Below are 13,189 nucleotides of genomic sequence, written 5' to 3' on the forward strand. Positions count from 1 at the left end.
TTCTAGTATTCAGGGTCAAACGGGTCCGACTATTTCATCCGAAGGCTTCGCTTCCATAAACGAAACGTTCTAGAATCGAGATGGTCTCCTCGGAAATCGACTCCGAGTTGTCGAAATAAAGAACGGAGCCTGCGGGAAGGTTCCATTTAACCGTCCGTCCGACGAGCGAGCGGCTGAATTCGTTCCAGTTCTCCAGCTTCCATGCATCGAGACCGAGACCTCTATCACTGATCCGCTTATGGTACAGCTGTTCATCATGAAGCGAGACGAATATCACTTTCACTTCAACATCATCAAGCGTTCCGCCGATTCTTGCGAGTTCCCGCTCCAGCCACTGCGGGTCATCCGTCTCTCTGGTGAAAGGGCCGATTACTATGGCGTCCGTTCCGATCTCCACGTTCTCCAATGCGGCGTCCATGGTCAGGCGGTAACCCAGGTCCCGGCAGCGTGACTTGTAAACCGCCGAATCGCGGTCGCTCGGGTCAAGACCCGAGAGGGTCATGATCGCCTCGGAGGCGGGCCGGGACAATGTGTCCATGTCGAACAAAGCCGGGCGCCGCCTCTTCGCCAAGGCTTTCGCCAGTGTCGTCTTCCCCGCTCCCGCCCCGCCGATAAAGAAAATCAATTTCCGCATGCTCACCCTCCGCTGGAATAATCACTATCGATGTAACCGTCCCCTATCAAAGGGTCAGGACAAGCTTGCCAATGTTCTTGTTTTCCTCCATGCGGCGGTGCGCTTCGCCGACTTCCTCCAGGGGGTAAATTCGGTCAATGACCGGCTTCACCCTGCCTTCCTCAAAGAGAGGCAGAACGTCATGGACAAACTCCCGGGTCAATTGAATCTTGTAGGCGAGACTCCTTGGAGAGAGGAGCGTCCCTATGATCGTTATTCTCTTCGCATAGATAGCGGCAAGATTGATATTGTCCACCCGGGAGCCGCCGAGCGAGCTTATTAGCACCAGCCTTCCATCGATAGCCAGGCTGGATATATTTTGCTCCCAATAAGAAGCGCCGATAAAATCGAGGATGACGTGGACTCCCTGCTCCTCGGTCGCTTTCCGAACCTCCTGATCAAAGGAAGCACGTTTATAGTTGATCGCGATGTCGGCACCCAGGCTGCGGCATACCGCCAGCTTCTCGTCGGACCCGGCCGTAACGATAACTCTGGCTCCTATATGCTTGGCCAATTGAATGGCTGCCGTACCCACTCCGCTGGCTCCCGCGTGAATGAGCACCGATTCTCCAGCCTTCAGCTCTCCCTGCCAGAATAAGGTTTGATAGGCGGTCAGGAAAACTTCGGGAATCGAAGCCGCTTGCTCGAAGGACAGATTATCCGGAATCCTCATCGCCATCTCTCCGGGTATAACCGCATATTCCGCGTACCCTCCGCCCGGGAGAAGGCCGAATATGCGATCTCCGATTTTCCAGCCTTTACAGTCGCTGCCTGCCTGTTCGACTACACCCGCCATCTCTAAGCCGAGAATCTTATTAGTACCCGTGTCCCCCGGGTATTTGCCCATTCGTTTAATAATATCGGCACGGTTAACGGCAGTCGCTTTCACTTTAACCAACAATTCGCCGTCTCCCGGTATTGGGATGGGGCATTCTCCGGCCTTCAACTGCTCGATCCCGCCCGGCTTCTCAACGATAATCGCTCTCATCTTCAAGCCTCCTTGGTCGGAGAGAATACGTACCGGAGCACGCCAGCGAACTGCTCCCCTACTCTATTCTCCTGCAAACACAATTAATTCAGCCCGCCCAGTACCGGGTGCGGGACATACGGTTCTTCGAGGCTTGCGACTTCTTCGGAAGTCAGCTTGACCGATAAAGCGGCGACAGCATCGTCCAAATGATTCGGCTTGGTCGCTCCTACGATCGGCGCCGTCACCGGCTGTTTTTGCAATACCCAGGCGAGCGCAACCTGTGCACGCGGAACTTCCCGCTTCGCCGCAACCTCCGCCACCCGTTCCACCACTTTGCGATCTGCCTCAGCCATTACCGAATAAAGGATCTTGCCGGGCTCATCGGTCTCCGAGCGCGCACTCACATCATCCCAATCACGCGTCAGACGCCCCCGGGCAAGAGGGCTCCAGGGAATCAGGCCTATATTCTCCGCTTCGCACAACGGAAGCATTTCACGTTCCTCTTCCCGATAAAGAAGATTCAGGTAGTTCTGCATCGAGACGAATCGCGTCCAACCATTGCGCTCTGAAATATGCAGCGCTTTGAGGAACTGCCAGGCATACATCGAGGAGGCTCCTATATAACGCGCTTTACCGGCTTTCACTACATCATGGAGCGCCTCCATCGTTTCTTCCACCGGTGTACGACTGTCCCAACGATGAATCTGATAGAGATCGATATAATCGGTGCCGAGCCGCCTGAGACTGTTGTCGATCTCGCTCATAATCGCTTTGCGGGAGAGCCCCGCTCCGTTGGGTCCGGGACGCATGCGGCCGTGTACCTTGGTTGCAATCACGACCTCGTCACGCTTGGCAAAGTCCTTCAGCGCGCGACCGACAATCTCCTCGCTTGTGCCGTCTGAATACACATTCGCGGTATCAAAGAAATTAATGCCGAGCTCAAGCGCTTTCTTCAGGAAGGGCCTGCTTTGTTCTTCGTTAAGCGACCAGGGGTGGGTGCCTCTTTCGGGTACCCCGTAACTCATGCAGCCCAGGCAAATCCGGGATACCTCAAGGCCGGTATTTCCGAGTTTTACATAATCCATCGCTTTCGTCACTCCTTGTTTTGTCCGCATTCAACCCATGATTGCATTAACCAAAGTCCCGCCGGTGAAAACAGCTTCGTTGTCCAGATCATTGAAGCAACAAACCATGCCCACCCAAGATTCAATTGTATCTTCATTCTACCTTTACTTCCCTTTACGTACAAGCGTTCTTATTATTGCGGCGCACGGACCGAGTGGACGGATTCCCTGTATTCGTTCGGCGATACATTCGTCTCTTTCTTGAAAAACCGTGAGAAGTACGCTGCCGATTCAAACCCGACGGCCCCGGCGATATCCTGGATTTTCATTTTCGTTTTCTTAAGCAGCTCTTTCGCTCTGTTCAACCGTGCTTGCGTAACGTACTCGGACAATCCGATTCCGGTCGTTTGCTTGTATAACCTCGATAAATAGGCGGGATTCAAGTAAACGGTTTCTCCTAATCTGGTTAGAGACAAATCTTCACCCAAATTCCCGTCGATAAACCGGTGCAATCGGTTGATTAATTCGTTGGGCCGTTCGGCTTGGCTTCTCGAAGCGTGTTCCAACAACCATTCGGCCGTATCACACAAATAACGCATTGCTTCCTGCCAGGAATCGTGATCCTGCAGCCGGATTAGACGATCGATGGAGAATCGTCCTCCCGGCGGTTGCTCGCGGTCGTTCATTTGGCGCACAATTTGCATAGCTGCGGCATAATAGATCTCGATAAGCCATTCCTGCGGACAGCCATCCGCCTGCATTAAATCGGCACACGCTCTTATGCATTCATCTTTTTGACCGCTTTCAAGGAACAATCCGATTCTCTTCGCAGCATTTAACCATTCGTCCCTTTGACGCATGCGGGGAAGGGAATTTTCATCCTCCCGAGCCGGTGAATCGTCGGTCAGCAGTTTTTCACGGCCCCAACCGAGACGGCGATACAGGGAGCCAATCAGATCCCGGTATTTGTCCCGAACTCCCGCCCATCCAATCGGCTTCGGAGAGAAAATCATGGAAACCGGCAGCTTCAGGAGCTCGCGAAAGGTTGTCTGAATGGAATCGAGCGAACCCTGTACGAAAGCTGCAAGCGTGCTTTCATCCGTTATTTCAATAGTCTGCGTACCAGACGGCTCCTGAAGGAGCAAGCAGAACCGATTGTGACCGCAATCCAAATAGTATGTAATATACCTTTCGAAATACTCTGCCATCAAGTTCTCCATGGCATAAATAAATAACATCCGGTCCGCTTTCTCTACGTCCTGCGGCCATTCGTCGATTCGTCCTGCAAGCAGAAACAAGGGTGCATCGGGATTAAACGAGACTTCCAATTCTTCAAATCGGCGCCTCAGTGCCGACGGCTCCGCTTTGCGCTCTCCATTCACAAGCCCCAGCAGAAAGTCCTTCCGCAGCAGCGGAAGCGAAGTCCGCCACTGCCTTTTGGCGTTCTCCATAAACCGGTCCGTTTCCATCCGGCTTTGGATACCGGCGATCGCTTTGTCCATCGCCTCAAGCACTTTCTCATCGCCCTCAGTTTTCAGAATGAAATCGGAGCCGCCATTCCGCAAAGCCGTTTGAACGTAATCGAAATCGGTGAACCCTGAGACAAAAACCACCTTGCAAAACGGCCACTTGTCGTTAATGATTTGCTGCAGCTGGAGGCCGTTCAAGCCCGGCATCCGGATATCCGAAAAAACGATGTCCATCTTAAGCCGATTCAGCTTCCCCAGAGCTTCCTGCGAGGAATAGGCCCTGTGTACCTCGAGCTCAACATGACGGACATCCGTAAATAATTCGTAGAGGCCGTCCACTATGATCTCTTCATCATCGACAATCAGTACCCGGTACATCGGCAGAGCCTCCTTCCGGCAGCAGCTTAATGATCTTCCCCGGATCGGACTGCGGATTTTCTGGATGCCATCGATTCGTTTACTTCCCGGGTTATATCCTCTCCGCCTAATTTGTTCCACTCAACAACAAAATTATCGAACTCATTCACCGGCGCGTCTCCCAATATGATCTTGGTGAACGTCTCCAGCTCCATCTTGCTGAGCATCGCGTTCCTCTGTACCATCTTCGGAGTCGGGGTGCCGTAAAATTCATTTTTCATATAAATGTTCGCTTGATCATATTGATTGATTGCTGCGAACGAACCGTTCTCGCCGAACACTTTGTTATAGCCCCAGTTCTTTTGGTCCCCTTCTTTGAATTTGACGATGCTGTCGTAATATTTTTTTTCCTCCGCATTCAGTTTCGAGATATCAGCCGTTTTGAACGTATCCATCAAATGCAAATGCGCGTTCAAGTTTTTCCTTGCCCGGCCCAACTGAACCGGAGGGTATTTGAAAAATTCAATGCCGTCCTTCTTCTGAAATGTATCCGGTTCAGCCGTTTCGCCCCACAGCTTCTCAGTGTACAGGTTGAGGATTTTAATCGCCGCTTCCGGATTTTCAGCCTTTTTATTGATTACGTAATAGTCCACGACCGGGAAAAAGATTCGAGGGCGTGCCGGCATGCTATCCACCGATGGAATCGGGTAAGGCTTCCACTCCGCATTCCGGTCATTATTGCGCAGCAGCTGCAAAGCGGTTAGCGGTGACGCCATCGAGCCGAAGAACAGACCGCCTTTGCCGGATACGATCGTTTGCGCCACTTTCGTCTCGTCTTTAATGCCGAATTCGCGGTCAATTTGTCCGGATTTGAACATTTCCTGCAGCTTGGCAAGCGCCTTCTTCGCTTCCGGCATCGTCCCCCCGTAAACGATCTTTCCGGAGCTGTCTCTCACCCAAATGCCCGGGTACGCGTGGAAGCCGTTGAAAAATCCTGTCAAACCGGGTAAACCGCCCCACAGGTTCTTCTCTACAAGCAGCCCGACCGTATCGTCTTCACCGTTTCCGTCTGGATCCCGAGTCGCGAACGCTTCGGATATTATAAACACCTCGTCCATTGTCTTCGGTTCCGGGAGGTTCAGCTTCTGCAGCCAGTCGGTACGGACCCATAAAAGTGGCGCCCCGTCAATCGATGAAGTCGTATGCGGGATGGCCATCAGCCTGCCTTGGAAAGTGGCGGCCGCCAAAGCGTTTCCTCCATCCTCCGTAATGATATGTTTCATAAGAGGGGCTGAATATTCATCGAAGACCTCGGTCAAATCCATTAACTTCCCGCCCTCGACGAGCTGCTGCAGTTGGCTGGCGTTAACGGGAAAGATGTCGGGCAAATCGTTCGAAGTGATGGCGATGTTCATTTTATGCTCAAACTGGCTTTCGGTCGCTACCCAAACGTTTTTGACCTTGATTCCCAAATCGTTCTCGAGTGTCTTTGTCCAGATGTTTTCGTCGATCGATTCGCCTTCTTTGAATTTCATGCTGCTGTCCACCTTACGGGCGACAGTTACTTCAATCGGCGGATTATACTTGCCGTACGGACCGGCCGGCACTGTCCTGACTTCATTTGCCGGCTGCGAATTTGCGTTTTCCAACGGGCTGGCTTTGCTGCATGCAGTTACAACAACGAGAACCAACATAAACATAACCCGAGCGACTTGCCGAATTCCAGACCGTCTCATTTTATCTCACCCTTTTTCGTCAATGCGCTTTCCGGAAGAAGATAGAACTCTGAACTCTAGTCCCCGCCATCCCTACCATTTCTTATGCACCAAGCTTAATTCTATTCCTCTTCAGTCTAAAATCAATTTCTCATTTCGGATAACGAATCGTTAGTGTGTTTTTCCCGGGCAAATCCCGCTGCTGCGGCCTCAATGTCGCTTGCGGTCACCGGACAATTACGGAGGGGTTCTTGCTGCTGGTGAGGGAGCAGGGCTGCAGCTCGCTGTCTGGATGCTCGAGATGATCGGCAGGTTTGCCGTGAGGTCACCGCATCATCATATGGAGCGACAAAAAACGAGTGATGATGGAGGCTGCACCCACGATGATCAGGTTCACCGCCTCTTTCACACTCGTTGCGAGATTCCTCAAATTGGAAGTAGATCTGTCTTGATTGTTACATAAAAGCATGGAAGTTTGCAAGACTTATTACCTAGGGATACACGTGAGCATAACAGCCTGTTGCTTCTGGCTGCTTACACTTACCGACCGGTTTTTCTCGAGCGCAAACAGCCGAAGAAAGGCGCTGCAAAAAGGAAGAACCCCTCCGCGCGAGAGGGATCCGAATCCCGCTAATACTTATCTTGAATCGTAACCGTTACTTTCCCTTGGCCGACTATTGCGGCGCCGCCGGTCGGATTAGACAGCTGCACGCTGAAGGTCTCGAACGGCTCTTTCTTCTTGTCATCGATGAACGTAATAGGGATCTCCTTGCTGCTTTCGCCCGGCGCAAAGGTCAGCGTGCCCGAAACGGCAGTAAAGTCTTCGCCGGCTATAGCAGTACCCGATACCGTTGCATAATCCACGGTTGCCGGTGCTCCCGTATAGTCCATACGGTTTACGATGACCGTGACCTGACCGGATTTTTCAAGCCCGTAGTATTGGGGAGCGCTGAACTCGAGCCGACTGGGCACAGGTTCGTTCTCCAAGATGGTCACCTGTGCGCTTGTGATCGAGCCAAGCTCGCCACGGTCCGGTTTCCAGAGGTTAACGGAGAAGGTTTCGTCGCCTTCATAGACCGTGTCGTCGAGTACTTCGATTTCAATCGTTGCCGTCGATTGGCCGGGTTGAAAAGTCAGTTTGCCGTATTTTGCAACAAAGTCTTTGCTGGCTTCGGCACTCCCGGACCCCGTCACATATTCGACGGTTGTGATCGTATCCAAATAGTTCTCGCGCAGGACGTTAATGCTCAGCTTGGAGCCGTTCTCCGTTATCGAGTAGGTGCCGCTCTCCAGCGTCAGTATCGGTTGAGGTTCATTGTCCACAATAGTCAATACCCCAAGGCTCTTGTCACCGATGGTCGCGCCGTTTGATGCCGAGCTCAGGTAGATTTGAATTTTCTCGTCGCCTTCGAACATTCTGTCATCGATTAACGGCACCTGAATCGTCTTGGACGTCTCGCCATTGGCAAAGGTAATGCTTAGACTATAACCGCCTAGAAAGTCCTCTCCCTCGGTCGCGCTGCACCCAAAGTTGCCGCACCCCAATACCGAGTAGTAAAGCGTCACTTCGCCCGTCGTTCCCTTCGTTCGGTTCACTGTCAGGTTGGCATAGCCGTCACCCTCCCCGGCCGAATAGATTTCGGAGCTCAGGTTAAACTCGCCCGGACCCGGAATAGGGGTATCACTATCCTTGATAACTATGTTCGCCACAGTGTTAGAACCGAGTGTCGCTCCTTCCGGATCGCTGAGCATGAAGGAGAAGTTCTCGTCTCCCTCGATCAGTGTATCGTCGGTTATGTTGTAGTTCAACTGCATTACGGTCTGCCCTTCCACGAAATACAGTCTTATCGGCTCCGAAGGCCCATTAACTGCAAAGTAATCTTCGTTTTTTTGAGCCGAGCCGTCTATAGGGGTTAATAAGACGCTCGCAGCCCCCGATCCGCTTGTCCGGTTAATTTCCAATACTAGTGTACGGCCTTCCCACGCCACATAAGAACTACTGGAAAATGAGATTTCGCCGGCAGCCACTTCCGCGCGCGCCAAAGTGCCGAATGGCATCAGGATAAGGACGAGCATCACCAGCAGTGAAGCGAACTTTCTCCATATCCATAGTAGTTGCCGCTTGGATCTGATACCTTCCATTATGAATCCCTCCCGTAATTACTGATACAATTTGTGCTGTCGATAACGCATTTATGCGAACGACTCTTTCGTTTCCGGCAGTTTTGTCCGGCTTCCAACTTTCCTGGTTTTGAACTTGAGCGCTTTCTTTTCTATTAGATGCCATGAGAATATGGAGCATAATAGTGTCAGCGGTAAGGCCAATAAGAATTGACTATATGGGTTGATGTTCGGATGCAAGTATAGTGTCAATGTTTGTTGAATCGGGAATGCAAAGATGTATAGCCCATAGGAAAAATCTCCAAGCCTGGAGGTGTTGTTTAATTTGATTTTTGGATTGAAGACCAGATAGAGTATTAGATAGCTTCCAAATAAGATAAGGCCGTATTTGATTCCGCCGGCGATAGTCATTCCTGCTAATACGAGAAATGAAATTGCTGCATAGGAATGGTTTAGTATAATCTTGTCTCTATACAAGAAACATAACATTCCCGCCGAAAAGTACTGAAGAAAATACGCTGTGTTCTGGATAGTATGTGTTCCAACAGTGATGCCTAAGGGGACATGAGCTATTGTTATTGACCCGAGAAGCAGTAGAATTGCGAAAGGTTTATTCAGCATTTTGAAAATACCCATAAATGCGACAACCAGATAGCATATAAATTCATATTCAAGCGTCCACAAAGACCCGTTAACCGCGCTATGATAAATATTGTTCTCAAAGACGGATGGTATTTCGCCCATGCTTGCGGATGAATGCAGTAAGATGGTTTCCAGGTAGGCGTATGTGGCAGGATTCGAGAAATACTCTTTAGGGGATTCAGTAGAAACAATGGGTCCCAGGATAAATACAGTTGCCAAAACAATAAAGATTAGAGCGGGAAATATCCGGAGCACACGCGCAAGCAGGAATTTTTTTAAGTTTTGACTATGCACAAAGCTTTGTGTTATTAAAAATCCGCTTACCACAAAAAAGATTATTACGCATAAATTGCCGATTGTAAGTTGTCCCCCGGATAAAACCATTAATGGCTCCTTCTTATCACCAGCGAGTAAAGTTAAAGGAAAAGAGTGCGAAAAAATGACTAGAATTGCGGCTGCTAATCTAATAAAATCAAAATTGTTTTTCCTCCGATCCGCAAGATAGCTTTCAATCGTATGATTCCCCATATAATCCTCTCCTCTATTTTTTATCGAGATAGATTTGTCCCTCTGTCTCTCGATTATAAAGTCGGCGGATTTTCTGTTATATGAGAATCTCTCTATATTGCTTGTCTTCTATATACTTTTTATATTTTTTTGTCGTTTCTTTGAATAAAGTAAAAAAAAGCCGGGCCGTAAAGGCACCGGCCTGCAAGAACCCCGGGCGACTGTACTACTCGACAATTCTTGTCAACACTCCAGGCATTATTACAGAAATCAATATGACCGCCACTGTCAAAACCCATGTCGTCACTTTAATTTTCCGCCTCATTAAGTGAATCATGCCCCTGCCCTCTCCTTCCTGGCCAGCATCAAAATAATAAATACGAATAAATAAGGCGGAAGAGAAATGTTGAAGAAGCTTACAATCGGAAAGCTTGTCCAGAAAGCCGCAATAGCTATTGATAATGGTGTCATACGCGCTCTTGCTTCTCTGAATACGTAACCGGTCATAGAGAGAAACAGCAAACCAAAACTGATTAAGCCGAGAATTCCGAATTGCGCGCCAACCGCCAAATACATATTATCGACATATTGAAAACCAAACCCTTGAGCGAGTCCCGTTCCGAACAAGGCCGTATAAACGTCATTCGACAACCACATCTCCATGATATAACTCCACTCATTTACTCTCGATGTGTGAGTTTCGATGGAAACTATATCATTCCCACCAAACTTGGATGATATAACGGGCGCGAGCTTCATTACCGTATAACCCGCCAATGCATTGAAGAAAGACAGGATGTACGGGGCGGCGCGGTTATTGATTTTCTTCGACAATATGAATGCTGCAATCAATACGGCTCCTATCTCCAAATACGCGTTACGTGTAAGAGTAGAGTACCCGGCAAAAAGTACGAGCGCCATAAGCAGCAGCTTGATAGAGCGATTCATAGGCAGCAGCAGGAAGACGGCCCCGGCTATCGCGATATAATGCCCGAACGAGTACCCTGATTCAAACAATGAAAATGCCCTTACATTCTCATGGAAGTTCCACGAGTACACAGTGAAGGATAAATCGTTTGAAGACACGGGCAGCAAAGGTTCTTTCAGTAAAAATTGAATGGTTCCCAGAATAGCCAAAAGAACGAAAATGGAAAGCAATATTCGTATAATTTGTTTCTCTTTCAAGTTTCCATGCAAATACAATACCAAAGGAATAGTGAAAACAAAGAAGTAAACCGAAAGGATGGAGGTAATGATTGACAGGTGGCTATTCGTAGGTGTAGCGAGTAAACCGATTTCGATAACGAGGTACGACGTAAATAAAAACCAGGTAAACATAAGCATCGAGTCTACTTCGACTCTTCGGCGCAGTGTTAATGTTATAATGCCGAGGCACATCACAGCCGCCGTAAACCTTACCAGCGTCATTGGAACAGGAACATTCCCGCTGAACAGAAACATCTGTAATTGCGGTATCGATCCGTTAACCATTAACGCCAGTAAAAGAATTAAAAATAACAATGACAGTAGTTTGATGATGGGTCGCGGGTGTTCAATCCTTTGATTAATTTCCCCACTAATTGTATTCATTCATTGCATGCCTCCTATGGTCTTATAGACCCGAGACAAATGAACGAAAAAATCGGCTTCGGCTTGCGCGGCTCGTACGGTCATTTCGCGCATCGAACCGGTCCATTTGTCCTGGTTTCGAGCGCTTTTCGATAAATCCGGCTGTTAAAACGCGCAGCTTAACATACCCTCCACCCATTCGGATAGGAGCCTGAGCTGTAAATTAGATCCTTGCGCACGGCAAGGTGTAAATAGACCTATAATCAAATAGAACCATAACTAAATCGGCCGCTGATCTGTACCAGACTAATGTGGATTTGACGGCGGGAGCTGTCCAGCCGGTTCGAGCGGAATGACAATTTCGACAAGCAGCCCTCCGAGCCCGCTGCGGTCAACCCGAATGCCGGAACGGTTACCATACATAAGCTGGAGCCGTCGGTAAATGTTCAACATGCCTGTAGTCTCCGCATGGTTCGCCCTGTCCCCTAACCGCATTCGCAGTTCGCCGAGCTTCTCCTCCGTGAGGGAGTCGCCGTTATCCTCCACGACCACCGACACAGTCTCAGCCGAATGCGCAAAAGAAACATGCAGTACCCCGTCCGCAACCTTGTCCTCCAGCGCGTATATATACGCATTCTCCACAATAGGCTGAAGAATAAGCCTGGGAATCTGAACTTCTTTTGCCCAATCAGGCAATTCATCGAATCGGACCGAGATTCTTCTCGAGAATCGGACCGTCTGAATTTCTATATAATTGCGCATATGATCGACTTCCTGCCCAAGTGAGACCGTATCGGAATCGCTGCGTGTGATAAAGCGGAAATAATCGCCCAAATATTTGGTGAATACCATAATTTTGTCGTGGTCCCGCATTTTAGCCATCCGGTAGACGATGTAGAAGCTGTTGTACAGGAAGTGCGGATTAATCTGGGATTGTAATTGGCGAAGTTCAGATAGCTGTAAACGAAAGTTTTTTTCGTATACCTCGTGCACGAGCATGTCGAGCTTCTTCATCATCCCGTTAAACTGCCGGTACAAGTAACCGAATTCGTCTTGATACCGGTGGCGGATGGAAATATCAAGCTGCCCGCCCTCAACTCGCTTGAATGCGGTCACGAGCCTCTTGAGCGGATCGTGAATAAGTAAATAAATGCCATAGCTGAACAGAACCATGACCAGCAGCGAAATGCTGGATAACAGCCAAAAGGAATCCCGATACGTCCGAAGCGGGCCGAAGAGCTGTTCTTCCGGAACAGCCTTAACTAAAGTCAGTCCAAGCTTCTTGGAAGCGGCCCGGGAAAGGAAGTACCGCTCCCCCTCTGCTTCGATCATCCCGCCCTCGGACCGACGGTTATCCGTCAAAGCTGCGGCGACGAGATCCGCACGGCTTTGATCATTTCCTTCCGCCATTGACCATCCGTCACCAATCAGAAACGATATGCCGCCTTCATTTGTGTTAAATTGCCGCAGACCCTGTTTCAGCTTCGTTACCGACAATTCCACCACTATCTGGAATAGAGGCTCCGTACCTTCAGGGAGCACTGCCACATCCGGGTAATTAACTACATGGTAGAGCTTGCCTTTCCACTGATATAACGGGGAGCCGAACGAATTCACGGTCCCTTTCAGCGATTGATACTCCTCGCGCGGCAGGTCTTCGATTGATTCGGCGGAGGCGGATATGCTTCGGTTTAGAGACGGGATATTCACGCGGGCATCCTGGATGTAGCTGCCGGATGCTTTCAACAAACGGAGGTTCCGCTGCACCTGGTTTACAGCGCTGCGAATCTCGTATCTGGTCATGAACTCCGATCTCGTGCTCAAATTGTTCAAATTAACGTCGTCGATAAACTCCCGCTGCAAACTGATCGCACGCTCCAGATCCAGTTCCAGCAAATTCATATACAGACCGATAGTCGAATTGGATGATGCTGTAATCTGTTCACGCACGCTTCGTGAACCGGATTCATTCATGGCAAAGCTGATGCCGATGATCGGCAGCACGACGATCAGGAATGAAATGAAAAGCTTGGGATATATACCTAGCGACCGGAGTCGTATTCTTTCTTTCATCGATATCCCCCGATTATACTGGAATGGGT

9 protein-coding genes are annotated in these 13,189 nt (G+C 49.6%); all 9 read right to left on the reverse strand.

The annotated features are described in order from the left end of the window. Positions 1 to 34 precede the first annotated feature (34 nt). Positions 35 to 634, reverse strand: a complete 600-nt coding sequence (locus tag KZ483_RS25400; protein ID WP_220350318.1) for a P-loop nucleotide/nucleoside kinase family protein — start codon at positions 632 to 634, stop codon at positions 35 to 37. 46 nt (positions 635 to 680) lie between these two features. Continuing rightward, positions 681 to 1,661: an NAD(P)H-quinone oxidoreductase gene (locus tag KZ483_RS25405; RefSeq protein ID WP_220350319.1), complete on the reverse strand. Its 981-nt coding sequence runs from the start codon at positions 1,659 to 1,661 to the stop codon at positions 681 to 683. Between the two features lie 83 nt (positions 1,662 to 1,744). Next, the gene (locus tag KZ483_RS25410; protein WP_220353675.1) at positions 1,745 to 2,728 is read right to left on the reverse strand and encodes an aldo/keto reductase; all 984 of its coding nucleotides are present in this window, start codon (positions 2,726 to 2,728) and stop codon (positions 1,745 to 1,747) included. Positions 2,729 to 2,901: 173 nt separating this feature from the next. Beyond that, the gene (locus KZ483_RS25415; protein ID WP_220350320.1) at positions 2,902 to 4,554 is read right to left on the reverse strand and encodes a helix-turn-helix domain-containing protein; all 1,653 of its coding nucleotides are present in this window, start codon (positions 4,552 to 4,554) and stop codon (positions 2,902 to 2,904) included. Positions 4,555 to 4,580: 26 nt separating this feature from the next. Then, positions 4,581 to 6,233, reverse strand: a complete 1,653-nt coding sequence (locus KZ483_RS25420) for an extracellular solute-binding protein (protein WP_220350321.1) — start codon at positions 6,231 to 6,233, stop codon at positions 4,581 to 4,583. Between the two features lie 645 nt (positions 6,234 to 6,878). Continuing rightward, entirely contained in the window at positions 6,879 to 8,390 is a 1,512-nt protein-coding gene (locus tag KZ483_RS25425) for a Calx-beta domain-containing protein (protein WP_220350322.1), read from the reverse strand. Between the two features lie 51 nt (positions 8,391 to 8,441). Beyond that, positions 8,442 to 9,539 (reverse strand): acyltransferase family protein, encoded by a 1,098-nt coding sequence (locus tag KZ483_RS25430; RefSeq protein ID WP_220350323.1) that lies wholly within the window; start codon positions 9,537 to 9,539, stop codon positions 8,442 to 8,444. Positions 9,540 to 9,851: 312 nt separating this feature from the next. Next, a complete protein-coding gene (locus KZ483_RS25435; RefSeq protein ID WP_220350324.1) occupies positions 9,852 to 11,108 on the reverse strand; it encodes an O-antigen ligase family protein in 1,257 nt (418 codons plus the stop codon). Between the two features lie 285 nt (positions 11,109 to 11,393). Then, complete coding sequence (locus KZ483_RS25440; protein ID WP_220350325.1) at positions 11,394 to 13,160, reverse strand: sensor histidine kinase; 1,767 nt, start codon at positions 13,158 to 13,160, stop codon at positions 11,394 to 11,396. Positions 13,161 to 13,189 lie beyond the last annotated feature (29 nt).

This window comes from Paenibacillus sp. sptzw28, assembly GCF_019550795.1.
Lineage (GTDB): Bacteria > Bacillota > Bacilli > Paenibacillales > Paenibacillaceae > Paenibacillus_Z.